The organism is Pseudomonas sp. GW821-FHT04C07 (assembly GCF_059420325.1).
Map to the genome: position 1 here is coordinate 36,068 of NZ_JBWKTM010000018.1, position 23,666 is coordinate 59,733.

The window sequence follows — 23,666 nt, forward strand, 5'->3', positions numbered from 1 at the left end:
AGGGTCATCGCTAACGAGAGAGCAGTAATGAACGAAGAATTGCAGGTCATCGACCTTGAATTGGGTGATGGCAAAGCGGCCGTCAAAGGCGCCTTGATTACCACCCAATACCGCGGCTTTCTGGAGGACGGCACACAGTTCGATTCTTCCTGGGATCGCGGCAAACCTTTTCAGTGCGTGATTGGCACTGGTCGAGTGATCAAGGGGTGGGATCAGGGCTTGATGGGGATGAAGGTTGGCGGTAAGCGCAAGTTGCTGGTGCCGGCGCATCTGGCCTATGGCGAGCGCTCGATGGGCGCCATCACGCCCAATTCCAATCTGATTTTCGAGATCGAATTGCTGGAAGTGCTGACGCGCGACGACTGACGCTGTTACGCCTCGAACCCCGGTAACTGGCCGATTCGCGCGCTGAGAAACTCCGTGAGCAACCGTGCGCGCAACGGTCGGTAGCGGCGTTCCGGGTAAAGCAGGAACGCTTCGTTGGCCGGGCCGTTCCACTGTGGCAGCACCCGTACCAGTTGGCCGTTTTCCAGCAAGTCGCTGACCAGCCAGGCTGGCGTGATGCACAGCCCTGCGCCGAGCAGCAGGCCGTCACGGATCGCCAATGAGCTGTTGGCTCGATAGCGTCCTTGAGCAATGACGGTTGTGCGTTCCCCCTCGGGGCCGCTCAGTTCCAGTTGATCGCCGGTGGTCAGCCAGGCGAAGCGCAGGAAGTTGTGTGGGGCCAGATCTGTCGGGTGCTTCAATGGCGGATGCTTGCTCAGGTACGCAGGCGCAGCCACCAGAATCCGTGGCGATGTTGCGACACGGCGGGCAATGACATTCGGCGGTAGTACGCCTCCCAGACGCAGTGCCAGGTCGACGTTTTCCTCGGTCAAGTCGACAAAGCGGTCATTGAGGATCAGCTCGACCTCGATCTCCGGGTACTGCGCCATAAACTCCAGCAGCAAGGCATTCAGGCGCAACACGCCGAGGCTGACCGGCGCGTTGATACGTAGTAATCCTTGGGGGCGTTCGGTCAGACCTCTAACGTCGGCGAGTGCTTCGTCGTATTCCTCAAGAATTCGTTTCGTGCGTTCGTAGAAACGCTTGCCCGGCTCGGTCGGCGTCAATCCACTGCTGCCACGGGTCAGCAGGCGGGCACCCAATTGTTTTTCCAGTGCGGCGATCAGCTTGCTGACGCTGGGTTGAGTAGTCGCAAGCTCACGAGCTGCAGCGGACAAACTGCCGAGCTCTAGTGCACGGACAAAGCACTGCATGGCTTTCAGATCATTCATTACATTCAATTCTGGAATGGGCTGTATTCGAATTAACCTTCTACCACGTCTTTTTTGAATGGAACACGCTGGCCTCCTCGAAACGCTTCCTCAGGGAGATTCAGCATGAAAAGCCTTCACAGTGCATTGCCATTGATTCTGTCTTTGAGCGCCTTGTTCGCCATGGCGCCGGTCAACGCCCAGGAGCATTGGGTCAGCACCTGGACCGCCAGCCCTCAACCGATCTGGGGCCATGAACTGCCACTGCCCACACGCATTCCCGAAACCCTCACCGACAGCACCGTGCATCAGCAGTTGCGGATCAGCAGCGCGGGGGGCCGGGTGCGCGTGGTGATTTCCAACGAGTACGGTCAGCAGCCTCTGGTGATCGGCGCTGCACGGCTGAAGCGGGTCGAGGAGAGCAATGCTGGACAGCCGCTGACCTTCAATGGCCAGACGCAATTGCGCATCGCCCCCGGCGAAAAACGCACCAGCGACCCGATTGACCTCCATGTCCCGGCCCTCGCGGAACTGCTGGTCTCGCTGTACCTGCCGCAACGCACGCCGCTGACCACCTTCCATTGGGACGGCAAGCAAACAGCCGTTATCAGCCCGGGTAACCAGACCCAGGCCATACAGCTAAAGGGCAACAGTGAGGTCGAAGCGCGGCTATTCCTCAGCGAAGTACTGGTCGACGCAGCGCCTGAAACCCGTGGCGTGGTGGTGCTGGGGGATTCGATCACCGACGGTCGTGGCTCGACGCTGAACGGCAATCGGCGCTGGACTGACTTTCTCGCGCAACGCTTGAGCGCCCAGCCTGTCGCCGTGCTCAACGCCGGGATCTCCGGCGCGCGGCTACTCGACGACGGCATGGGCGTGAGTGCGGCCAAGCGCTTCGAGCGCGACGTGTTGCGCCAGCCCGGCGTCAGCAGTGTGGTGCTGATGCTGGGGATCAATGACATCAGCTGGCCGGGCAGCACCTTCGCGCCGAATGCGCCGCTGCCATCAATCGAAACGCTGGTCACCGGCTACCAGCAGCTGATCGGGCAAGCCCGACAACACAAGATTCGCATCGTCGGGGCGACGTTGTTGCCTTTCGAAGGCGCTCTGGAGGGAAGCATCATCGAGCATTACCACAGCGCGAAGAAAGAACAACTGCGTCAAGAGCTCAACCGGTGGATCCGTAGCAGTGGAGCGTTCGATGCAGTGATCGACTTCGATAACATCGTCCGTGATCCGCAGCATCCTGCGCGGCTGTTGCCGGCATTCGACTCTGGAGACCACCTGCACCCAGGGGATCTGGGCAATCAGGCAATGGCCGAGGCGATTGACCTGAAAGCCCTGTTCCAGGTTCCTCGGCCGTAGCTTGCGAACAATGATCAGATCAAGCCTTCTACTTTCAGTGCCTGTTGCACGGCGGGGCGAGCGCCAACTCGCTTCTGGAAGGCCGAGATGGCTGGCCAGGGTGTCAGGTCGATGGCCATGTAGCCAGCCCAATTGACGATGGTGAACAGGTAAGCGTCGGCCACGCTGAACTGGTCGCCAGCGAGATAGTCCTGGCCAGTCAGGGCCTTGTCGATCAGACCCAGGCGACGGGCAATGGAGGCACGAGCGCTGTCTTTGAGTTCATCCGGGCTGGTGGGGTTGAACAGCGGTGCAAAGCTTTTGTGCAGCTCGGTTGCGATGAAATTCAGCCATTCCTGCACGCGGATGCGAGCCATGGACCCGGTGGGTGGCAGAAGGCCGGCGGTCGGCTTCTGGTCGGCCAGGTACTGGACGATGGCCGTCCCTTCAGTGAGCAGTTCACCGTTGTCCAGCTGCAACACCGGGACGTAGCCCTTGGGGTTGATCGTATAGAAATCCACGCCACTGGCGGTGGTGTGGGACTTGAGATCAACCTTCTCCGTTTCGTGGGCCAGGCCCAGTTCGCAGAGGACGATGTGTGGCGAAAGTGAGCAGGCACCAGAGGAGTAGTAGAGCTTCATACCTTTCTCCATTTCGGCAAGTGACGTCGGGAATCCAAACCGAGATGTCAAAAAAATCAGGGAGTGGGGAACTGGCTATAAAGCATAGCGCAACAAAATGAGCCCGATGGTGGCGTTATTATGGCCTTGGCGCCTTGGCCGCATGCCCTTGATTCGTTCCCAGTGGTCATTTCTTAAGGCATGTCATTTTGTCATGCCGTTTCATAAGGACGCCTCCAGGCTCGAATCAGCGTCGATTATTTTTCAATTGATGAAACGCGCTGGTCAGGTAAATAGCTCGATATCTTCGAGGGTGTCCGAGATGACAGGTTCAAGAGAGGGGAATCTCGCCTTCGCACGTTCAAAGGCTGCGAGTACTTTCTCTACCTCCAACTGACCGTGTCGGCGTGCCACATGGCCAAGGGCTGTGATGGCTGCTGATGCAACGTTTTCACTCCCACTGTTCAGATAGTGTAGGCAAGTGTTCTGAGCCCACACTCCATCTGGCTCGTTAAGACCGATGGAAATCAGTGCGGCGATGACATCGGTCTCCTTTCCTTCAGCAAGAAGAGTGCTCGCTTTGTCATGGTTCATCGATGGATCTTGATAGAGCAGGCTCACTTTTTAACTCCCTGAATGTTGCCTTTGTTGTCGACCGTTCCGGCTTTGATCAGAGCATTTTTCATATCCTGGTGGAGTTTATCCCACGGCCTTACGTGACCGTGATAGACGTCTCCTCCTGTACGGTCGAAGACCACAAACTCCTGGGTGTCCGGATCAACGCCAATACGGCGTGGTGATGTCGGTTTTACCTGCACAGAATTGTCTAGCGCTTCCTGTCCATTGACGGGCCCTTTGCTCTTGACCGGGGAGTCCGTTTTGCCGTGGTAATCAGCCGCGTCGAACTCCATGTTCATGACGATATAAAGCGACTGAATACCGGAGTCCGCCGGGAAAACAAGAATGAAGTCTTTGTATTCAGGCGGATAGACAGGATTCACGATGATGTTGTCAGCTGCCTGCGTAGGCGGGTAAATCCAGATTTGTGGAGCTTGCGGTGCCCCCTCCAGTGCGGGGATTGTCGAGGTATTGGCCGGAGTGAGAGCTGGAGTCCAAATCAAGGTAATGCCATCACCCAAGTCGGCCACTTGCCGGGAGCCTTGGGCCTTAAACGTGACAACAGGGATGAGCTCCCATTCGCGGCGACTCTGCGTATTGTAGCCGTACCCTTTTAGAGTGCCGTCGGCGTTTTCTTCGACATGCAATCGAACACGTGTCCGGGCTTGTTTGAGTGTTCTGAGTTGGTCTTCCGTGTATAGAGCGCTGTCACCCAGGCTTGATGGAGCAAGCATCGCGACCAGACCGAGAAGCGCCCCTGTAACAACGCCAGCACCCGCCAAGCTGCCCACGCTAACTACCGATGTCGCTGAGCCGGTTGCTCCTGATGAGGCGATAGCTGCTGCGCCTAACGTCAAAGAGCCAATGTTGGCGGGTACAGTTCCACTGATTTTCTTGAGTAGTACTTGGCCATGTTCGTCCACATCCCGACCACCAAGCAGAGCATAATGACCATAATCTTTCAGGCTGGTAACAGGCACGAATCCGGTCGGACTGTCGTGATTTATGATGCCATCCGGCAAGTTGCAGGGTTTTGCGAACACACAGCCAACGAGTGGCTGTACCTGTTTCTTGTTTTGCTCCCCAAAACTCCTTTCGATGTTTTGTTGTCTCGCGAGCATGTCTTCATATGCCTGCTGTCGAGCCTCGCGCTCTGCAAGCTCGGTTGGCGTCATGTATCGGGAGGTGCGGTAATGACCGTCACCTGACGGAGGATTCCAGACTTTTGGTATGTCCTTGTTATGAGCCATGCGCGTCCTTGTTTCGCCTGTTAAATGCGACGAGACGCTATCTCAAGTATGAGTGTCGTGGCTGTAGGACGGGTCTGAAAATGTGTCCCGGTAACGCTCGCGATGTTCGGCATGGGGAAGGGCTTCGAACACTATCGCACTCATCGCTGAACCTCCAACCGCTCGCGAAATAACGGAATACGCCCGTTCAAGGAAGGGCGGTAATCCCAGGCAAGCTGATCCAGCGCACCGTTGTGCGTCAGGATTTCGCTGAGTGTGGCGCTGGCGATGCTCAAGGCCAGTGTCTGGCCAGGGCATTGATGGCGGCCGGTGCCGAAGGTGAAGCTGCGGCGGGCCGGGCGGTAGAGGATCAAGGCGTCCGGGTTGTCGTTGAGTTGTGGGTCGCGGTTGGCTGAGGCCAGCAGCACCAGAATGACATCGCCGGGCTTGAGGCTCACACCGTCGACTTCACAGGGCGCGCTGACGAAGCGCCGGGTGTTCTGGACCGAAGGATCATGGCGCTGGACTTCCGCCAGCAGGTTGCTGACCTGCGCCGGGTCGCGCAGCATTTCAGCCTTGAGGTGCGGGTTGCGGATCAATGCCAGCACGGCGTTGCCGATCAACCCGGCGGTGGCCTCATAGGTCTGGGAAAGCAGGCCAATCAGGTTTGCGAGCAGGGTGTCGGGGTCTGCCAGGCGTTGGCGAATCCCCTCAAGTAGAGGGCTTTGGTGATCCTGCGCGCTGAGGCGTTCTTTGAAGTAACCGTTCAACTGTTCCGCCGCTGCATGGGCCGTGTCCAGCAGGGCCGGGCTGCTCAGGGGCGACAGGCACGCGACGAAATCAGCCGTCAGTTCGCTGAGGGTTCGACGTTCTGCTGGAGCAAAGCCGAGCAGCGCAGCAACCACGCAAACCGGCCCCATGAACATTGCCTTGTGCAGTCCGTCGGCGGATGGGCTGGTCAACCGGGTGCGGACCAGTTCGCTAACCGCTTCGGTGTCGAGCATTTCCAGTCCCGGTTGTATGGCTGACCGGGGGCAGCGCTGGCGCTCGCCGTCGTTCATTCGCATCAACTGACCAAACACCTTGCCGGCCGCGCCGTATGCAATGGCGTTGGGCACCGGCTCGTGGGTCGGACGGACCTTGCAGTCGGGATGAGCGAGTACGGCGGTGACGGCCTGGGCGCTGCTGGCCACCCACAAACCCAGTCCCTGATGAAATGAAAGACCACCTTCGGCCCGCAGGCTGGCGTAATAAGGGTAGGGATCGGCATGTGTAGCGGCGATGATCGGGTCCACAAGGTGCTGCCTTATTCGTTGGTGGAAAGTGTTGCTACTATCTCCAGTCCGAAAGGGGCACGATTCGTCCGGGAGCGAAATATGAACGTATCGAACGTAGTGAGTGGAGAGAACGTAGAACGACACGACATCGGCGTCTCGCAGGTGGCGGCAGCGATTGCCGAGCCGGCCCGGACGAAAATCCTTTGCTCGCTGATGGACGGCCACGCGCGCACCAGTACCGAACTGGCAGTGATCGCCGACGTCAGCGCTTCCACCGCCAGCGCTCATCTGGCGAAACTCAAGGAACTTGCGTTGGTGCGGCTGCATGTTCAGGGCCGCCATCGTTATTACAACCTGGCAGATCAACGGGTCGCCCAGGCTCTGGAAGCGCTGATGGTGATCGGCCAGAACGCCGCGCCCACCTTTACTCCCCGCACCCCGGATCGCCTGCAATTCGCCCGCACCTGCTACGACCATATGGCCGGCACCTTGGCGGTGTTGATGCACGACCGGATGCTGGAAGCAGGTTGGTTGGTGATGTCGGAGCAAGGCGATCAGCAGTACGCGCTGAGTGAAACCGGTGAGTGGTTTTTCGAAGGGCTGGGCATCGAAGTGAAGTCCTTGAGCAGTCTGCGTCGACGCTTTGCCTGTTCCTGTCTCGACTGGAGTATGCGTCGTCAGCATCTCGGCGGCTCATTGGGCGCGGCGTTGCTGCAAACGGCGATCAAGCACAAATGGCTGACACAGGATCTGGACAGTCGGGCGCTGGCGTTGACGGCGACTGGACGTAAAGAGATCACGGCCAGATTCGCGATTGAGCTGCCGGCTCCGGCGAAGGTGAACCTGCGTGGTGCCACTGAGCCAGGCAGTCGCTCGGTCGCCAGCCCTTCGCCTTAGCGCCAGGTGTTCACTATCGACTGGCCGAGGCCATCAGCACGCCAAAGCCTGCGAAGGTGACGCCTGACACCTTCGCGGCCAGCCAGGATCCTTTTTGACTCGACAGCCAGCCTTTGGCCGCATTGGCGAGCAGGGCATAGCTGCCATGGATCACGATCACCAGCACGCTGTAGGAACTGACCAGGGTAAAAAACTGGCTGTAATAGTGCGCCGAGGTGTCGATGAACTGTGGAAACACCGCAAGAAAGAAGAACACGGCTTTGGGGTTCAACAGCTGGATCGACGCCGCTTCTATGAAGCGATACCCAGGGCTGGACGAGCTCACTTCACGCTCGGGGATGAAACGATCGGTGCGCCAGCTTTTGTAACCCAGGTACAAGAGGTACGCCGCGCCTGCATATTTCAGCGCGGTGAACGCGCTTGCGGAGGTCGCGAGTATCAGGCCAACGCTGGTTGCGCTGATACCGGCAACGACAAAGGCCCCCAGGGCAATACCCAAAATACCCGGCAGCGCGCCGCGCCAGCCATGGCGCAGCGCGTTGGAAAGCGTCATGACCACGCCAGGCCCAGGACTCAGAATGGTCAAGGCGGCGAACAGTAAAAATAACCCGTAGCTATTCATCTCTCACTCCATCAGGTGGCGCTGGCTGCGTGCCCGCAGATTGGCGTGACGAGGTGAGCGTGACAAACGCTTTAATTGCACGGCATATGTGACTAAATTAGACACATGATCAATCAACTCCCTCCCTTGAATGCTGTTCGCGCTTTCGCGGCCGCCGCTCGTCATCAGAGCTTCAGCCTCGCGGCCGAGGAGCTGCATGTCAGCCACAGTGCTGTCAGTCGTCACATCAAACGGCTTGAGGAGCACCTTGGCGTGCTGCTGTTCGAGCGGCGTATCCGGCAATCGGTCCTGACCCCGGCAGGTCAGAGCTTCTTTGAACAGGTCAGCGCTGGACTGTCACAGATTGCCAACGCCGCAGCGGCACTCAAGCAACAGGCCTCGCTGCGCACAGTGAAGATCAATGTCCGTCCGACCTTTGCCCAGCGCTGGCTGACTCCCAGGCTGGCGGATTTCATGGCGCTGCACCCGGACATCAAACCTGAGGTGGTCACTTCCACACTGGCGCCCGATCACGCACGAGACGGGTTCGACATTGTTATTCGACGTGGCCGCGACGGCTGGGCACCCGACATTCAGGCACAGGTACTGTTCGAAGATGAATTGCTGCTGGTCGCGGCGCCTTCGCTGATCAAGCGTCTACCGCTCGACGACTTGAACGCCCTGAGCCGACATACCTTGCTGACCGCCAAGACACGCCGCGAGGATTGGCACAACTGGGCCCTGCGTTTTGGCGAAGCGCAGTCAGCGACTCAGTCGGCGCTGCAATTCGATCACATGCATCCGGTGCTTCAGGCCGCTGTAGAGGGACAAGGCATTGCCTTGTGTCCGGCCTCCTTGCTGGGCAGTGACCTGTCGAGCGGTCGACTGATCTGTCCGCTGCCTGACTTGCGTATGCCGTTGCCGCGTTATTACTACGGTGTCTCGTCGGACGTGACGGCGCAGACTCAGGTGTTTCTGGAGTGGTTGTTTGCCAAAATCGAAGAGGACGCCATGCGGTAGGTCGGTTGATCGCAGGATAATTGAGGTCTTGAGCGCCCGCAAAAAGCCCACCCACCGCGCAAGCGATGGATGGGCTTTTTAGTGCCGCAAGCGCTGGATCAGACCTTGACGATCCAACCCTCTGGCGCTTCGATGTCGCCAGTCTGCACACCGGTCAGCTCTTTGTAGAGCTTCTGGGTGACCGGGCCGACTTCCGTCTGGCTGTAGAACACGTGCAGTCTGTCGTTGTAGTCGATGCCGCCAATCGGCGTGATCACGGCGGCAGTACCGCAGGCGCCGGCTTCCTTGAAGTCGCTGATTTTGTCGATGAACACGTCGCCTTCAACGACTTCCATGCCCAGACGACTTTTTGCCAGTTCGATCAGCGACAGGCGGGTGATGCCCGGCAACACTGAAGGGGATTTGGGCGTGACGAATTTGTTGTCGTGGGTGATACCAAAGAAGTTGGCCGAGCCGACTTCTTCGATTTTCGTGTGGGTCATTGGGTCCAGGTAGATGCAATCGGCGAAATGCGCCTTCTTGGCCAGGGAACCGGGCATCAGGCTGGCGGCGTAGTTGCCGCCGACCTTGGCTGCGCCGGTGCCTTGTGGTGCGGCGCGGTCGTAGCTGGAGATCAGGAAGTTGTGCGGGGTCAGGCCGCCCTTGAAGTAGGCGCCGACCGGGATGCAGAAAATCGAGAAGATGAACTCGGGAGCGGTGCGCACGCCGATGTTGTCACCCACGCCGATCACGAACGGACGCAGGTATAGCGCGCCGCCAGTGCCGTACGGCGGAATGAAGCGCTCGTTGGCACGAACTACGGCCTTACAGGCTTCGATGAAATCTTCGGTTTCGACCTGCGGCATCAGCAGGCGAGCACAGCTGCGCTGCATGCGCAGGGCATTCTGGTCCGGACGGAACAGGTTGATCGAGCCGTCCTTGCAACGATAGGCCTTCATGCCTTCGAAGCATTGCTGGCCATAGTGAAGGGCAGTGGAGCCTTCGCTGATGTGCAGCACGTTGTCTTCAGTCAGGGTGCCTTTGTCCCACGCACCGTTACGCCAGTACGACAGAAAACGCTTGTCTGTCTTGATGTAGTCAAAACCCAGCTTGTCCCAATTAATGCTTTCGTTACCCATGACACCCTCTATCACTTAACAACCGTCGGAACGGTTCAAGGCTTCTGACGTTTTTTTGGATGGGGACAACAATACTTCATTCCGGGCCTAAATCGCAGCCCGGAATGCGGTTACTGATCGTTCCCATGCTCCGCGTGGGAACGATCATGGTGGGGCGGTTACAGGTGTAGCGCGTGGCCCAAAGCGCGCAGCGCCGCTTCCTGCACCGCTTCACCCAGTGTCGGGTGGGCGTGGATGGTGCCGGCGATGTCTTCCAGCCGTGCGCCCATTTCCAGGGATTGGCCGAACGCCGTGGACAACTCCGAAACACCGACCCCGACCGCTTGCCAGCCGACGATCAGATGATTGTCGCGGCGTGCCACAACCCGTACGAAGCCGCTTTTCGACTCCAGGGTCATCGCCCGGCCATTGGCGGCAAATGGGAAGTTGGCAACGATACAGTCCCAACCTGCGGTCTTTGCTTCATCCGGGGTCTTGCCGACCACTACCAGTTCCGGGTCGGTAAAGCACACGGCAGCAATGGCGGTGGGGTTGAACTCGCGGTGTTTGCCCGAGATCAACTCGGCGACCATTTCCCCCTGTGCCATGGCGCGGTGGGCGAGCATGGGTTCGCCGCTCAGGTCGCCGATGGCCCAGACATTGCGCATGCTGGTCTGGCAACGGTTGTCGATCTTGATTGCCGAACCGTTCATGTCCAGGTTCAGGGCTTCGAGGTTCCAGCCTTGGGTGTTGGCGCGACGGCCCACGGCTACCAGCACCTGATCGGTTTCCAGATTAAGGATCTCGCCGTTTGGGTCGCGCACTTGCAGGGTGTTGGCTTGCGCATCGAAGCCTTCGACGCTGTGCTTGAGATGCAGCTTCACGCCCAGCTGTTTCAGCGCGTCAGCAACCGGTTGAGTCAGTTCCTGATCGTAGGCCGGCAGAATGCGATCCTGTGCCTCGACCACACTGACCTCAGCGCCGAGCTTGCGATAGGCAATGCCCAGTTCCAGCCCGATGTAGCCGCCACCGACCACGATCAGCCGTTTTGGCACGCTTTTCGGCGCCAGGGCTTCGGTGGAGGAGATGATTGGCCCGCCGATTGGCAGCATCGGCAGGTTGACGCTTTTCGAGCCGGTGGCCAGCAACAGGTGCTCGCACTGGATGCGGGTATCGCCAACTTCGACGGTCTTGCCGTCAATGACCTTGGCCCAGCCCTGTATGACCTGGACCTTGTTCTTCTTCAGCAACGCAGCGACGCCAGTGGTCAGGCGATCGACGATGCCATCCTTCCACTCGACGCTTTTACCGATGTCCAGGGTTGGCGCCGAGACGTTGATCCCGAGGGCCGAGTGCTGGCTGTGATGCTGGGTCTGGTGGAACTGCTCGGCTACATGAATCAGCGCTTTCGACGGAATGCAGCCGATGTTCAGGCAGGTGCCGCCCAGTGCCTGGCCTTCGACCAGAATAGTGTTGATGCCCAGCTGGCCAGCGCGAATTGCCGCCACATAACCGCCAGGGCCGCCGCCGATGATCAGCAGCGTGGTGTTTAGAGTCTGTTGCATGCCTTGCTCCACAAATGCTTATTCCACAAACAGCGTGGCGGGTTGTTCGAGCAAGCCACGCATGGCCTGGATGAATTGCGCGGCGTCCATGCCATCGACCACGCGATGGTCGAAGGAACTGGAGAGGTTCATCATCTTGCGAATCACGATCTGGCCTTTGATCACCATCGGCCGTTCGACGATTTTGTTGACGCCGATGATCGCCACTTCCGGCAGGTTCAACACCGGGGTGCTGACGATGCCGCCAAGAGCGCCGAGGCTGGTCAGGGTAATGCTTGAGCCGGACAATTCATCGCGGCTGGCCTTGCCATTGCGCGCGGCAGTCGCCAGGCGGGAGATTTCTGCGGCGCTGTCCCACAAGCTGCGAGCTTCGGCGTGACGCACAACCGGCACCATCAAGCCGATGGCGCTTTGGGTGGCGACGCCAACATGCACCGCGCCGAGGCGGGTGATGACCTGGGCTTCGTCGTCGTAACGGGCGTTGATCTGCGGGAAGTCGCGCAGGGCAACGACTATGGCCCGTACCAGGAATGGCAGCAGGGTCAGCTTGCCGCGGCTGGCGCCGTGTTTTTCATTCAGATGTGCGCGCAGTTCTTCCACGGCGGTCACGTCGATTTCTTCGACATAACTGAAGTGTGCAGCGCGTTGGGTGGCTTCCTGCATGCGCTGGGCAATCTTGCGCCGCATGCCGATCACCGGGATCTGCTGTTCGTCATGGCGTGCGGTGTAAGCAGCGCCAGCGGTCGACTGAACGGACGGACCGTGGGCGAGATACGCGTCGAGGTCTTCATGCAGAATCCGCCCGGCAGGGCCAGTGCCCTGAACCAGACGCAACTGAATGCCGGCGTCGAGTGCACGTTTGCGCACGGCCGGGGAGGCCAGCGGACGCTCATCGGCCTCGCGAGCAACCATCGGGCCTTGGCACACGGCTGGGCGCGGGGCCGCAACCGGTTTGCTTTCAACCACCGCTTCAACCTTGGGTGCTTCGATCGGCGCAGGTGTTTCTTTCACTGCCGCAGGCTGAGCCGACTCTTTAACGTTGCCCGCGCCTTCGACTTCAATGCTGATCAGTATGCTGCCAACCGCCATGACTTCGCCCGGTACACCGCCCAGCGCAATCACCTTGCCGTGAACCGGCGAAGGAATGTCGACCATCGCCTTATCGGTCATCACATCGGCCAACACCTGATCTTCGACGACCATGTCGCCGACCTTGACGTGCCACACCGACAATTCAACTTCTGCAATGCCTTCGCCAATGTCCGGCATCTTGATAACGTGCGTGCCCATTCAGACCTCCATAACCCGATGCAAAGCCGCGCCCACACGGGACGGACCAGGGAAATACGCCCATTCCTGAGCATGCGGATACGGGGTATCCCAGCCAGTGACGCGCTCGATAGGCGCTTCCAGGTAGTGGAAGCAGTGCTCTTGCACCAGGGCGACCAGTTCGGCGCCGAAACCGCAGGTGCGGGTCGCTTCGTGAACGATCACGCAACGTCCGGTTTTCTTCACCGACTTGACGATGGTTTCCAGATCCAGCGGCCACAGGCTGCGCAGGTCGATTACTTCAGCATCGACACCGGTTTCTTCGGCCGCGACTTGCGACACATAGACCGTGGTGCCGTAGGTGAGGATGGTGACATCCTTGCCCGGACGGGCAATGGCCGCCACGTCCAGCGGTACGGTGTAGTAACCGTCCGGCACTTGTGCGGCCGGGTGTTTCGACCAAGGGGTTACCGGGCGGTCATGGTGGCCGTCGAACGGGCCGTTGTAGAGGCGTTTCGGCTCAAGGAAGATCACCGGGTCATCGTTTTCGATGGAGGCGATCAGCAGGCCTTTGGCGTCGTAGGGGTTGGATGGCATGACGGTGCGCAGGCCACAGACCTGGGTGAACATTGCCTCAATGCTCTGGCTGTGGGTCTGGCCGCCGTAGATGCCGCCGCCGCATGGCATGCGCAGGGTCATCGGCGCGGTGAACTCACCGGCCGAGCGATAGCGCAGACGCGCCGCTTCGGAAATGATCTGGTCCGACGCCGGGTAGACGTAATCGGCGAACTGAATCTCGGCCACCGGCCGCAAACCGTAGGCGCCCATGCCCACGGCGACGCCGACGATGCCGCTTTCGGAGATCGGTGCGTCGAACACCCGCGAGGTGCCGTACTTGCTCTGCAAGCCTTCGGTGCAGCGGAACACACCGCCGAAGTAACCTACGTCCTGGCCGAAGACCACGACGTTGTTGTCGCGCTCAAGCATCACATCCATGGCCGAGCGCAGGGCCTGGATCATGGTCATGGTGGTTGTGGTCATGGCGGTGTCCAACTGGATATTGTTGTTGTGATCGTTCATGTCAGATCCCCAACTCTTGACGCTGGCGCTTCAAGTGCTCCGGCATCTCTTTGTAGACGTCTTCGAACATCGTCGCGGCGCTCGGAATCTGGCCACCGGCGAGGGTGCCGTACTGCTCGGCTTCTTTCTGCGCAGCAATGACTTCGGCTTCGAGTTCGGCGCTGACAGCGGCGTGTTCCTCTTCAGACCACTGACCGATTTTCACCAGGTGCTGCTTGAGGCGCGCAATCGGGTCGCCCAACGGAAAGTAGCTCCAGTCGTCGGCAGGACGGTATTTGGACGGATCATCGGACGTCGAGTGCGGGCCGGCGCGGTAGGTGACCCATTCGATCATGGTCGGGCCAAGGTTGCGGCGGGCGCGTTCGGCGGCCCAGGCAGAGGCGGCGTAGACCGCGACGAAATCGTTGCCATCGACCCGCAGGGAGGCGATGCCGCAACCGACGCCACGACCGGCGAAGGTAGTGGCTTCACCACCGGCAATCGCCTGGAACGTGGAGATTGCCCACTGGTTGTTGACCACGTTGAGGATCACCGGCGCGCGGTAAACGTGGGCGAAGGTGAGGGCGGTGTGGAAGTCTGATTCAGCGGTGGCGCCGTCGCCAATCCAGGCCGAGGCGATCTTGGTGTCACCCTTGATCGCCGAAGCCATTCCCCAGCCCACGCCTTGTACGAATTGGGTGGCGAGGTTACCGGAAATGGTGAAGAAGCCTGCGTCTTTAACCGAGTACATGATCGGCAACTGACGGCCCTTGAGCGGGTCGCGCTCGTTGGACAGCAACTGGCAGATCAGGTCCACCAGCGGTACTTCGCGAGCCATCAGGATGCTTTGCTGGCGGTAGGTCGGGAAGCACATGTCGTCGATGTTCAAGGCCAGGGCCTGAGCGCTGCCGATGGCTTCTTCGCCAAGGCTCTGCATGTAGAACGACATTTTCTTCTGACGCTGGGCGACCACCATGCGGTTATCGAAGATCCGCGTTTTGAGCATGGCGCGCATGCCTTTACGCAGGATCTCGACCGGAACGCCTTCGGCCCACGGGCCGAGGGCATTGCCCTGGTCGTCGAGCACGCGAATCAGGCCGCGGGCCAGGTCGGCCGTGTCGGCGGGTTCAACGTCGATTGGGGGTTTGCGCACCAGGCCTGCGTCGGTCAGATGCAGGTAGGAGAAGTCGGTTTTGCACCCCGGGCGGCCCGAAGGTTCGGGAACGTGCAGGCGCAGCGGTTCGTACGGTTGGTTCATGGCTTCTACGCTCGATCTTGTGAATTTCTTGTAGTGGGCGCGCTAGCTGACGATCTTTCTTTGGGTAAAAGAAATCTTGTCCTACAACAATCATAGGCCTCGCCAAGAAGAATATTTCTCTGTGTTTCGTTGCGCTTTAAGTCATTTGAGGATAAAAAATCTGCATAAACATAAAAAACAGGTGGTTTATTCTCATGCGCAAACTGGATCGTACCGATATCGGGATTCTCAACAGCCTCCAGGAGAACGCCCGCATCACCAACGCCGACCTCGCACGCTCGGTCAACCTGTCGCCGACGCCTTGCTTCAACCGGGTCAAGGCGATGGAAGAACTGGGGCTGATTCGCGAGCAAGTCACGCTGCTCGACGCCGATTTGCTCGGGCTGCACGTCAACGTGTTCATCCACGTCAGCCTCGAGAAACAAGTCGAAGAAGCCCTGCAGCACTTCGAAGAAGCGATTTCCGACCGACCGGAAGTGATGGAGTGCTACCTCATGGCCGGCGATCCGGATTACCTGATCCGCGTACTGGTGCCGACCATCCAGTCGCTGGAGCGTTTCATGATGGACTTTCTGACCAAGGTCCCGGGCGTGGCGAACATCCGTTCAAGCTTTGCGCTCAAACAGGTCAGGTACAAGACTGCGTTGCCATTGCCGGCCAATGGCTTGACGCTGGCGGGATAGCTCCATTAAGGATAGCCCCGTTCATCACAGGACTTTGCCATAACGCTTGCGCGGTGCTTTATTCATAAAAGTGCATAAGAGAGCCAGTCGCCCTCATCTGCGCAAGCCGATAAGCGTTGCCGAGCCTGAGGTGATGAGATGGGCGAATGGGAGGTTTGCGAGTGCAAGGGCGCAGCTTCCTGGTCAGGTTGGCACAGGTTGCTTTTGGCTCTGCTGTTGTGCGTTGCCTCGCAGGTCGTACCTGCTCAGGATCGGCCCGTTCTGATCGCCATCGCTATTGCCCATAACCAGACATTTGACCAGGCAGCGGGCGCTATCCAGGAGGGCCTGGAAGACGTTGCAACCGTTAGACACCTCAATGTGGCGTCTGCCGATAGCGTGATCAAAAGTGTCATGCAAGGGGAGACCGACTTAGCCGTCGTCCCCGTTTCTGCCCTGAGTGAATTTGTCCCTGCCTTCGCAATATACGGCCTGCCATTTACCTTCTCCGAGACCAGGCCCTTTTCATTTTTCATGAGCTCGCAGTTGCAGCCGCAACTGGCCGAGCAACTTAAAGAGCAGGGATTGCAGGCGTTGGGTGGGGTCTGGTACGGGGGAACGCGGGTTATTGCCAGCCAGCTTCCCCGGCGTTCGCCTACGGACTTCAAGGGCACCAGGCTCGCGGTTTCCAGCGATGATTGGCAGTCGATGGATTTTTCAGGCGTGGGCGCCGAGTCGATCAAGATGTCTGATACGGACATGGCGTCGGCATTGGCCACCGGGGCGGTTGATGCGGCAGAAGTCCCCTGGGATCGCGTTACGAAAATCAAGGCCGCATTCGTGACGCAAAGCGATCATCGCTTCAGCGGGTTGATTGCCATCTACAAGGCTTCGCGTTTTTCAGCATTGCCTGCTCCAGCGCGCGAGCGCATCACCCAGGTCATGAACTACGCCGAGGAATATGTCACCTCGAACATTATCGCTCGGGAGAGTGAGGCGATCGATGCGGTGCAGTCCTCCCCGTACATCACCTGGATGGGCGTCGATGAGGGGATGCGTGCTCAATGGCAGGTGGCATTGGCCAACCGCCAGGCATCGGCTATCGAGAAAATTGGTCCATCGCTGGTGAGCGAGGCGAGAAACAATCCGAATTACACACTGCGCTTGAGCAAGGCGATCCCGACCTTTTCCATCAACTGGAATGCCTGGTTTCAATCCTCGCCCAGGCAGGTCAAGAATGTCTTGGCCGCAGGCAAACCCTATGATTTTGTAGTGGATCTTGGTCGGGGCATCTATCCCGGGGCATTGAGTAGCGGGATCAGCAGCCTGCTGCAGCAAGAAATCGCTGCGGATCCGGACAGCGACGAGATCCACTTGCTGGTTCGGCCAGTGCTGATGGGCGGGATCCTCGAGCCGGCACCGGGTTCGGATTTTCGGGCTCGCAGATTCAATGTCCACCGCGATCGCCTGCCAGCCAGGACCGCTGACGAGTCTCTGCGGGAAAAAGCGCGCCATCACCTCATCACCTTGAGCGACCTGGCCAAGGCGTTGAGTGTCGATGCGCCCATGGCGTGGCCGCTTATCGCCCGCCAGGCGGGTTGTGCGCAGGTCGTCCTCTCGATCTGGGATGCAGCGGGGCTGCGGCCTCTGGACTACATCGTGGTCAGTGTGCCGGTGAGCGACGTCGGACAGCAGTACCCGCCGGCGTGCGACACCAGCCTGAGAGGCGGAGAACTGGTGTCCGGATTGGAGAGGCTGCTGGAGGTCGGAAAAAATGCGCGGCAGACGTCGTCCGCAGACGCCGCCTTACATTTGTTTGACTTGATTCCCAGGGGCGAGGGCGATGCTGCGACGGTTGCGGTGTACGTTGATCACTCAGAGTTTGACGCCGCCCAGCGTCAAGGAAAGATGCCGCCAGTCTATGCGTGGGAGCTTGCAGGCAATCTGACGCACTTTCTGGAGCAGGACTCCATGCTGCCAGCCTCAATCGCGAACACCCGCGAGCACTTGGGCTCCGCCCAGCCTTACACCGATGTCGTCAGGCAGATGAACAATATGCTGTTCAACGGCCGTGCCCCGGAAGATCAGCGAAATGCTGACGCGGCAAGGGCGGCGATGCAGCGTCTGACACAACGGGTCGAAGTCCCGGTGGTATTGGTGCGTTACTTCGATTCGTGGGGGGAAATGCAAAACCTGCCGCTGGCCTTGTTGGGCGCCGATGCGCCTGACCAACTGTTCTCCCATCGAATTACCGTTGTCCAGCCGTTACAGGACGCCCAGACGCTCGAACCCGGCGCCTGTTTCAGCGGTTGGGACTTTGCAATTCCCAAAGCACTGGATGGCGTGGGGGCCGAGTCCGCGGAATTGTTGATGAAAGATGACTGGCGGATGCAAGGGCGTGATGTCAACTGGTATCAGAACAACACCGACTTGCTCAAGTTCATGACCCAGGCTGACACACCTTCGGTGACCAGCAGCGCCTTGGTGCTTCTCGCGCATCACGGCAAGGGTGACGTCTCGTTCTCCACCTCAGGGCTTCCTGGCCGGGTGCTGGACTCTGACATGAGAAGGCATTTCACGCCGGGTAGCGTGGCAATCCTGACGGCGTGTTCCACCCTTGGCGTCTCGGCCGCCAGTCAGACTTTCGTCAATATGCTGGTGCGTCGAGGTGTGGGCGCCGTGGTTGCTTCACCTTTCCCGGTGGACTCGGATTTCGGTACCCGGCTTTCGGTCAGTTTCGTTGCGGTGGCTCAGCAGTTGCGCGCAAGTGGTACGTCCGCACGGGTCATCGATATTTTCAATCAGGCCTTACAGAAAACCATCGATGCCTATGGCAAGAACTCGGGCTATGCGGACATGGCCCTGGAATTCCAGATCATAGGTGATCCTGAATTACGCATGTGTGGTGCCCCGACAGGATCAAGTCAGCAAACGGGAGAGGTCAACGGGCGCTTCAGAGTGCCAGGTGGTCGACTGTCGGTGAGCCGCTGGCACGTCACAACCGATTGATCGGAATCTTCAGGTAAGTCACACCATTGTCTTCGGCGGGCGGCAGATTCCCTGCGCGCATGTTGACCTGAATCGCCGGCAGCAACAGCCTCGGCATGCATAGCCCGGCATCACGCCGGGTGCGCATGGCGACGAAAGCGGCTTCGTCGATACCGTCATGCACATGGATATTGCTTTTGCGTTGTTCGGCGACGCTGGACTGGCACGCAAATGCGCGGTCCGCAGGCGGGTAGTCGTGGCAGACATAGAGGCGGGTGCCTGCGGGGAATGCCAGCAGCTTGTGTATGGAGGCGAACATTTGCCGCGGGTCACCACCGGGGAAGTCGCAGCGTGCGGTTCCCACGTCGGGCATGAACAAGGTGTCGCCCACCAGAATCAGCTCATCGTCGATCAGGTAGGCCATGTCCGCCGGGGTATGACCCGGCACATGCAACGCCCTGGCCTTGAGGTTGCCGATGGTGAACTCCTCGTCCGGTGCAAACAGATGGTCGAACTGCGAACCGTCGATTTTGAATTCCGGCTCAAGGTTGAACAGGGTTTTGAACACGTCCTGAACCTTGCAGATCAGCTGGCCGATGGCGATCTTGCCGCCCAGTTCCCGGCGCAGGTAGGGCGCCGCGGACAGGTGGTCGGCGTGGGCGTGGGTTTCCAGCAGCCACTGCACCTGCAAACGATGTTCGCGGATGAAGGCAATCACTCGGTCGGCCTGGGTGGTAGCGGTTCGCCCCGATGCGGGATCATAGTCGAGCACCGAGTCGACGATCGCGCAGTGCCCGCCATCGAGTTCAAAGATCACGTAGGTGTACGTCGACGAGGCTTCGTCCAGGAAGGCTTGAATCAACGCTGACATGGGGCAGATCCTTTCGGGATGAGTCCAGAAGGTAAATAGATTGTCTGCACCCTGACCAGCATTGATGTGATTCAAGTGCGGATAAGTTGTCGTGGGTTGTATTGTAGGGGATTCCAGTGCCGGTTTTTTCCGGTTGTCTTAAAAGTCGATCAGAGCGTTTTATGCTGCTTACAACATTCTTTGGTGTGGTAATGGGCTTGGTCCTGGGCTTGACCGGTGCCGGTGGCGGCATTCTCGCGGTGCCGGCTTTGGTATTGGGTTTAGGCTGGAGCATGACCCAGGCGGCACCGGTGGCGCTGTTCGCCGTGGGCAGCGCGGCGGCGGTCGGTGCCATCGATGGCTTGCGACACGGCCTGGTGCGTTACCGCGCGGCGTTGTTGATCGCATTGCTCGGGGCGCTGTTCTCGCCGGTGGGTATCTACTTCGCCCATCGCTTGCCGGAAAAAGTCTTGATGATTCTGTTCAGCCTGCTCATGGTCATCGTGGCGTGGCGGATGCTGCGGCGCGAGTCGCGGGATTGCGGGCCGAGTGATCATGGCAGCGCTTCCTGGGGGCAGAAAAACTGCATGCTCGATCAACGCACCGGGCGCTTTTCCTGGACCGCTAAATGCACGGCGACCCTGGCGGCATTGGGCGCTGTCACGGGCATTGTTTCCGGGCTGCTCGGAGTCGGCGGCGGTTTTCTGATCGTGCCGGCCTTCAAGCAACTGACCGATGTACAGATGCGTGGAATCGTTGCCACCTCGTTGATGGTGATCAGCCTGATTTCGGCGATAGGGGTTATCGGCGCGTTTCAGGCAGGGGTGTCCATTAGCGCTACGGGTGGGGCTTTTATTGTCGCGAGCATCGTCGGAATGCTGTTTGGTCGACGGCTGACATCCCGCGTTTCGGCCAGAGGGTTGCAGGTGGGATTTGCCAGCATTTGCATCGTCGTGGCCAGCTACATGCTGTTCAAGGCGTGAGGGGGCAAGCCTCACTGAAATACCACCAGTGAAGCGCATAGAAGTTCCTGATAGCGGGTAATGTCTTTTGCAGCGGTGCAAACGGTGTAACTGGCAAGATGCACCCTGCTCAGGTTTACTAGTAACACTGCAATGGCATTACTGTGCGCAGTCGTGGTTACAACAGGCACAGACATCAAGGTTAAAAAATGGATCACTACGCCCCGCGATCCTGGCAACCCCACGAACGGCCCAGCTTGCCGGGTTCGCCGTCGACCCCGCTGCACCCCGCACGCAAACGTCTGGCCTATGCGCTGGTCGGACTGCTGGTGGCGTTGACCGGCGGTTTGGGGAACTCGCTGGTAATCGCCAATCTGCCTTATCTGCAAGGTGCGCTGGGGGCGACCACCGCCGAGATGGCCTGGTTACCGGCGGCCTATGTCATGACCAACGTGTCGATGAACCTGCTGCTGGTGAAATTTCGTCAGCAGTTCGGTCTGCGGGCGTTTACCGAGGTTTTTCTGGTGCTGTATGCGCTGGTGACCTTTGGCCATTTGTTCGTCAATGACCTGAACTCGGCGATTGCCGTGCGGGCCGCCCATGGCATGGTCGGCGCAGCGCTTAACTCGTTGGGTTTGTATTACATGATCCAGGCCTTCCCGGCGAAGTGGCGAATGAAGGCACTGGTGCTGGGGTTGGGCACCTCGCAACTGGCCTTGCCCTTGGCCCGGTTGTTTTCCGAAGATTTGCTACAGATCGCCGAATGGCGAGGGCTGTATCTGTTCGAGCTGGGGCTGGCGCTGACCTCGCTGGGCTGTGTGTTCCTGCTCAAGCTGCCGCCGGGCGACCGCTTCAAAACCTTTGAGAGACTCGACTTCCTGACGTTCACGTTGCTGGCCAGCGGCGTCGCTTTGCTCTGCGCGGTGCTGTCGCTGGGGCGTATCGACTGGTGGCTTGAGGCACCGTGGATCGGCATTGCTTCGGCGGGCTCGATCATGCTGATCATGGCCGGGCTGGCCATCGAGCATAACCGCAGCAACCCGATGCTGATGACCCGATGGCTGGGTAGTGGGGCGATGATTCGCCTGGCGTTGGCGGTGATCCTGATTCGTATGGTGCTCTCGGAGCAGTCCACCGGAGCGGTGGGTTTTTTGCAGGCGCTGAACATGAGCAGCCAGCAGATGCGCACCCTTTATGCCGTCATGCTGCTGGGCAGTATTGCCGGCCTGGCGACCAGCGCCCTGACCATCAACCCGGCGCATCTGTTCATGCCTGTGGTCATCTCTCTGGCGTTGATGGCGGTGGGCTCGGTGATGGACAGTTTTTCGAACAACCTAACCCGCCCGGCCAACATGTACTTCAGCCAGTTCCTGCTGGCCTTTGGCGGAACGTTTTTTCTCGGGCCGACCATGGTCTATGGCGCACGCAATGTACTGACCAATCCGCGCAATCTGGTGAGTTTTTCGGTGCTGTTCGGGATCTGTCAGAACCTCGGCGGGCTGATCGGCTCGGCGCTGCTGGGGACGTTCCAGATCGTGCGCGAGAAGTTTCATTCCAACACTATCGTCGAGCACCTGACGCTGCTCGACCCACGGGTAGCCGGCCGCGTGCAAAGCGGCGGCTCGGCTTATGGAACAATCATCGCTGACCCGGATTTACGCACCCTCCAGGGCATACGCAGCCTCGCTAGCGCAGCGACCCGCGAAGCCAACGTGCTGGCCTATAACGATGTGTTCATGCTGATTGCGGTGATCGCCGTGCTGACCATGCTCTGGATCTTTCTGCGCAGCCTGTGGCTGATGAGCACGACCAAAGCGCTCAAGCCTGTGCCTGCCACCCCATCTCCCGTTCAACCCAGCGGTGCCACCTCTCCATGACCGAACTGACGAAGACGACCACCAACGCCATTGCCGCAACGCCCGAGGGCACCGAGCCGCCGTCAGCGCCGGCCACCGAGCCGCGCTCGCTACGGGTGCGGGTTATCTCGTCCATGGGCTTTGCCGCCATTGCCATCGTCGGAGTGCTAATTGTGCTGTATGCCTGGCAATTGCCACCGTTCAGCAGCGCCATCGAGACCACGGAAAACGCGTTGGTCCGGGGCCAGGTGACGATCATCGGGCCGCAACTCAGCGGCTATGTGTATGAGGTGCCGGTGCAGGATTTCCAGTTCGTCAAAGCCGGGGACCTGCTGGTGCGCCTGGACGACCGCATCTACAAGCAGCGTCTGGATCAGTCGCTGGCGCAACTCGCGGTGCAGAAGGCGGGGTTGGCCAATGTGGTGCAACAACGCAACAGTGCCGAAGCGACCATCAAATTGCGTCAGGCCGCGTTGGTCGACAGTCAGGCCCAGGTCCGTAAAAGTGCGGCAGACCTGCGGCGTAACGAAGAACTGATCATTGATGGCTCGGTCTCCAGGCGCGACCTGGATGTGGCCCGCGCGGCCAACGCGCAAACCATCGCCGCCGAGGCTCAAGCCCAGGCGACCCTGGAAATCGCCCGGCAGGACCTGCAAACGGTGATCGTCAATCGCGGTTCGCTGGAGGCGGCGGTGGCCAGCGCTGAGGCTGTGGTTGAACTGGCCCGCATCGATCTGTCCAATACCCGGGTCATCGCCCCACAGGACGGTCAGCTCGGGCAGATCGGTGTGCGTCTGGGGGCCTACGTCAATTCGGGCGCGCAGTTGATGGCGCTGGTGCCGAATCAGCTGTGGGTGATCGCCAACCTGAAAGAAACCCAGATGGACAATGTTCAGACTGGCCAACCAGCGACTTTTACCGTCGACGCCCTCAATCACCAGAAATTCCACGGTCGGGTGCAGCGGATCTCTCCGGCCACCGGCTCGGAGTTCAGTCTGCTGCAAGCCGACAATGCCACCGGCAACTTCGTCAAAATCGCCCAGCGGGTTCCGGTGCGTATTACCGTCGATCCCGATCAGCCACAAAGCGAACGGCTCCGACCGGGGATGTCGGTGGTGGTGAGCATTGATACGGCGGGGGAAGGGGGCGTTTCAGGCAAAAATTGATCGTTCCAATGTTCCTGCGTGGGAAGGCATCTCGTGACGCTCTGCGTCAAATCAAGGGCGGACGCAGAGCGT

21 protein-coding genes are annotated in these 23,666 nt (G+C 59.5%); 9 read left to right on the plus strand and 12 right to left on the minus strand.

Annotated elements, in window-relative coordinates; all coding sequences use genetic code 11:
* Positions 1-27 precede the first annotated feature (27 nt).
* Complete coding sequence (locus AC07UI_RS26340) at positions 28-366, plus strand: FKBP-type peptidyl-prolyl cis-trans isomerase (RefSeq protein WP_494995241.1); 339 nt, start codon at positions 28-30, stop codon at positions 364-366.
* A gap of 5 nt (positions 367-371) precedes the next feature.
* Here AC07UI_RS26340 and AC07UI_RS26345 read toward each other — a convergent pair whose 3' ends face one another.
* On the minus strand, positions 372-1,277 hold the full coding sequence (locus tag AC07UI_RS26345) for a LysR family transcriptional regulator (RefSeq protein WP_494995242.1): 906 nt from the start codon (positions 1,275-1,277) through the stop codon (positions 372-374).
* A gap of 105 nt (positions 1,278-1,382) precedes the next feature.
* On the opposite strand from AC07UI_RS26345, the gene AC07UI_RS26350 reads away from it, so the two are divergent.
* Positions 1,383-2,621, plus strand: a complete 1,239-nt coding sequence (locus AC07UI_RS26350; RefSeq protein ID WP_494995243.1) for an SGNH/GDSL hydrolase family protein — start codon at positions 1,383-1,385, stop codon at positions 2,619-2,621.
* A gap of 14 nt (positions 2,622-2,635) precedes the next feature.
* On the opposite strand, the gene gstA is transcribed toward AC07UI_RS26350, so the two are convergent.
* The 4 genes from gstA to AC07UI_RS26370 all read right to left on the minus strand — a co-directional run bounded on the left by gstA (position 2,636) and on the right by AC07UI_RS26370 (position 6,362).
* Positions 2,636-3,241 carry a glutathione transferase GstA gene (gene gstA, locus AC07UI_RS26355; protein WP_494995244.1) on the minus strand — a complete coding sequence of 202 codons (606 nt, stop codon included), beginning with the start codon at positions 3,239-3,241 and terminating at the stop codon, positions 2,636-2,638.
* Between the two features lie 264 nt (positions 3,242-3,505).
* Positions 3,506-3,841, minus strand: a complete 336-nt coding sequence (locus tag AC07UI_RS26360; RefSeq protein WP_494995245.1) for a hypothetical protein — start codon at positions 3,839-3,841, stop codon at positions 3,506-3,508.
* On the minus strand, positions 3,838-5,088 hold the full coding sequence (locus AC07UI_RS26365) for an S-type pyocin domain-containing protein (protein ID WP_494995246.1): 1,251 nt from the start codon (positions 5,086-5,088) through the stop codon (positions 3,838-3,840). The genes AC07UI_RS26360 and AC07UI_RS26365 overlap by 4 nt, the downstream gene beginning before the upstream one ends.
* A 140-nt stretch (positions 5,089-5,228) precedes the next feature.
* A complete protein-coding gene (locus tag AC07UI_RS26370; protein ID WP_494995247.1) occupies positions 5,229-6,362 on the minus strand; it encodes a cytochrome P450 in 1,134 nt (377 codons plus the stop codon).
* Between the two features lie 81 nt (positions 6,363-6,443).
* Here AC07UI_RS26370 and AC07UI_RS26375 point away from each other — a divergent pair, with 81 nt between their 5' ends.
* Complete coding sequence (locus AC07UI_RS26375; protein WP_494995248.1) at positions 6,444-7,241, plus strand: ArsR/SmtB family transcription factor; 798 nt, start codon at positions 6,444-6,446, stop codon at positions 7,239-7,241.
* Positions 7,242-7,254: 13 nt separating this feature from the next.
* Here the strand turns inward: AC07UI_RS26375 and AC07UI_RS26380 are convergent, their stop codons facing one another.
* Entirely contained in the window at positions 7,255-7,863 is a 609-nt protein-coding gene (locus AC07UI_RS26380) for a LysE family translocator (protein WP_494995249.1), read from the minus strand.
* A 105-nt stretch (positions 7,864-7,968) separates the two neighbouring features.
* On the opposite strand from AC07UI_RS26380, the gene AC07UI_RS26385 reads away from it, so the two are divergent.
* Positions 7,969-8,862: a LysR substrate-binding domain-containing protein gene (locus AC07UI_RS26385; RefSeq protein WP_494995250.1), complete on the plus strand. Its 894-nt coding sequence runs from the start codon at positions 7,969-7,971 to the stop codon at positions 8,860-8,862.
* A 98-nt stretch (positions 8,863-8,960) separates the two neighbouring features.
* Here AC07UI_RS26385 and AC07UI_RS26390 read toward each other — a convergent pair whose 3' ends face one another.
* The 5 genes from AC07UI_RS26390 to AC07UI_RS26410 all read right to left on the minus strand — a co-directional run bounded on the left by AC07UI_RS26390 (position 8,961) and on the right by AC07UI_RS26410 (position 15,110).
* Complete coding sequence (locus AC07UI_RS26390) at positions 8,961-9,980, minus strand: branched-chain amino acid aminotransferase (RefSeq protein WP_494995251.1); 1,020 nt, start codon at positions 9,978-9,980, stop codon at positions 8,961-8,963.
* 158 nt (positions 9,981-10,138) lie between these two features.
* Positions 10,139-11,524 (minus strand): dihydrolipoyl dehydrogenase, encoded by a 1,386-nt coding sequence (lpdA, locus tag AC07UI_RS26395; protein WP_494995252.1) that lies wholly within the window; start codon positions 11,522-11,524, stop codon positions 10,139-10,141.
* A gap of 18 nt (positions 11,525-11,542) precedes the next feature.
* Complete coding sequence (locus AC07UI_RS26400; RefSeq protein ID WP_494995253.1) at positions 11,543-12,814, minus strand: dihydrolipoamide acetyltransferase family protein; 1,272 nt, start codon at positions 12,812-12,814, stop codon at positions 11,543-11,545.
* Entirely contained in the window at positions 12,815-13,873 is a 1,059-nt protein-coding gene (locus AC07UI_RS26405) for an alpha-ketoacid dehydrogenase subunit beta (RefSeq protein WP_494995254.1), read from the minus strand.
* Between the two features lies 1 nt (position 13,874).
* Positions 13,875-15,110, minus strand: coding sequence for a 3-methyl-2-oxobutanoate dehydrogenase (2-methylpropanoyl-transferring) subunit alpha (locus tag AC07UI_RS26410; protein ID WP_494995255.1), 1,236 nt, complete (start codon positions 15,108-15,110; stop codon positions 13,875-13,877).
* Between the two features lie 194 nt (positions 15,111-15,304).
* Between AC07UI_RS26410 and bkdR the strand changes: the two genes are divergently transcribed.
* Positions 15,305-15,793: a Bkd operon transcriptional regulator BkdR gene (bkdR, locus tag AC07UI_RS26415; protein ID WP_018929722.1), complete on the plus strand. Its 489-nt coding sequence runs from the start codon at positions 15,305-15,307 to the stop codon at positions 15,791-15,793.
* A 138-nt stretch (positions 15,794-15,931) separates the two neighbouring features.
* A complete protein-coding gene (locus AC07UI_RS26420) occupies positions 15,932-18,781 on the plus strand; it encodes a TRAP transporter substrate-binding protein (protein ID WP_494995256.1) in 2,850 nt (949 codons plus the stop codon).
* Here AC07UI_RS26420 and AC07UI_RS26425 read toward each other — a convergent pair.
* Entirely contained in the window at positions 18,768-19,631 is an 864-nt protein-coding gene (locus tag AC07UI_RS26425) for an MBL fold metallo-hydrolase (RefSeq protein ID WP_494995257.1), read from the minus strand. The two genes, AC07UI_RS26420 and AC07UI_RS26425, sit on opposite strands and share 14 nt — an antisense overlap.
* Positions 19,632-19,792: 161 nt before the next feature.
* Here AC07UI_RS26425 and AC07UI_RS26430 point away from each other — a divergent pair, with 161 nt between their 5' ends.
* From AC07UI_RS26430 to AC07UI_RS26440, 3 genes are all read left to right on the plus strand, one after another.
* The gene (locus AC07UI_RS26430) at positions 19,793-20,593 is read left to right on the plus strand and encodes a sulfite exporter TauE/SafE family protein (protein ID WP_494995258.1); all 801 of its coding nucleotides are present in this window, start codon (positions 19,793-19,795) and stop codon (positions 20,591-20,593) included.
* 188 nt (positions 20,594-20,781) lie between these two features.
* Complete coding sequence (locus AC07UI_RS26435; RefSeq protein ID WP_494995259.1) at positions 20,782-22,449, plus strand: MFS transporter; 1,668 nt, start codon at positions 20,782-20,784, stop codon at positions 22,447-22,449.
* Positions 22,446-23,594 carry an HlyD family secretion protein gene (locus AC07UI_RS26440; RefSeq protein ID WP_494995260.1) on the plus strand — a complete coding sequence of 383 codons (1,149 nt, stop codon included), beginning with the start codon at positions 22,446-22,448 and terminating at the stop codon, positions 23,592-23,594. Before AC07UI_RS26435 ends, AC07UI_RS26440 begins: the two co-directional genes overlap by 4 nt.
* Positions 23,595-23,666: the final 72 nt, after the last annotated feature.

What these genes read in the sequence shown, in the direction of transcription:
- AC07UI_RS26340 (WP_494995241.1), top strand. Translation starts at nt 28, where the DNA reads ATGAACGAAGAATTGCAGGTCATCGACCTTGAATTGGGTGATGGCAAA.
- AC07UI_RS26345 (WP_494995242.1), bottom strand. Translation starts at nt 1,277, where the DNA reads ATGAATGATCTGAAAGCCATGCAGTGCTTTGTCCGTGCACTAGAGCTC.
- AC07UI_RS26350 (WP_494995243.1), top strand. Translation starts at nt 1,383, where the DNA reads ATGAAAAGCCTTCACAGTGCATTGCCATTGATTCTGTCTTTGAGCGCC.
- gstA (WP_494995244.1), bottom strand. Translation starts at nt 3,241, where the DNA reads ATGAAGCTCTACTACTCCTCTGGTGCCTGCTCACTTTCGCCACACATC.
- AC07UI_RS26365 (WP_494995246.1), bottom strand. Translation starts at nt 5,088, where the DNA reads ATGGCTCATAACAAGGACATACCAAAAGTCTGGAATCCTCCGTCAGGT.
- AC07UI_RS26375 (WP_494995248.1), top strand. Translation starts at nt 6,444, where the DNA reads ATGAACGTATCGAACGTAGTGAGTGGAGAGAACGTAGAACGACACGAC.
- AC07UI_RS26380 (WP_494995249.1), bottom strand. Translation starts at nt 7,863, where the DNA reads ATGAATAGCTACGGGTTATTTTTACTGTTCGCCGCCTTGACCATTCTG.
- AC07UI_RS26385 (WP_494995250.1), top strand. Translation starts at nt 7,969, where the DNA reads ATGATCAATCAACTCCCTCCCTTGAATGCTGTTCGCGCTTTCGCGGCC.
- AC07UI_RS26390 (WP_494995251.1), bottom strand. Translation starts at nt 9,980, where the DNA reads ATGGGTAACGAAAGCATTAATTGGGACAAGCTGGGTTTTGACTACATC.
- lpdA (WP_494995252.1), bottom strand. Translation starts at nt 11,524, where the DNA reads ATGCAACAGACTCTAAACACCACGCTGCTGATCATCGGCGGCGGCCCT.
- AC07UI_RS26400 (WP_494995253.1), bottom strand. Translation starts at nt 12,814, where the DNA reads ATGGGCACGCACGTTATCAAGATGCCGGACATTGGCGAAGGCATTGCA.
- AC07UI_RS26405 (WP_494995254.1), bottom strand. Translation starts at nt 13,873, where the DNA reads ATGAACGATCACAACAACAATATCCAGTTGGACACCGCCATGACCACA.
- AC07UI_RS26410 (WP_494995255.1), bottom strand. Translation starts at nt 15,110, where the DNA reads ATGAACCAACCGTACGAACCGCTGCGCCTGCACGTTCCCGAACCTTCG.
- bkdR (WP_018929722.1), top strand. Translation starts at nt 15,305, where the DNA reads ATGCGCAAACTGGATCGTACCGATATCGGGATTCTCAACAGCCTCCAG.
- AC07UI_RS26420 (WP_494995256.1), top strand. Translation starts at nt 15,932, where the DNA reads ATGGGCGAATGGGAGGTTTGCGAGTGCAAGGGCGCAGCTTCCTGGTCA.
- AC07UI_RS26425 (WP_494995257.1), bottom strand. Translation starts at nt 19,631, where the DNA reads ATGTCAGCGTTGATTCAAGCCTTCCTGGACGAAGCCTCGTCGACGTAC.
- AC07UI_RS26430 (WP_494995258.1), top strand. Translation starts at nt 19,793, where the DNA reads ATGCTGCTTACAACATTCTTTGGTGTGGTAATGGGCTTGGTCCTGGGC.
- AC07UI_RS26435 (WP_494995259.1), top strand. Translation starts at nt 20,782, where the DNA reads ATGGATCACTACGCCCCGCGATCCTGGCAACCCCACGAACGGCCCAGC.
- AC07UI_RS26440 (WP_494995260.1), top strand. Translation starts at nt 22,446, where the DNA reads ATGACCGAACTGACGAAGACGACCACCAACGCCATTGCCGCAACGCCC.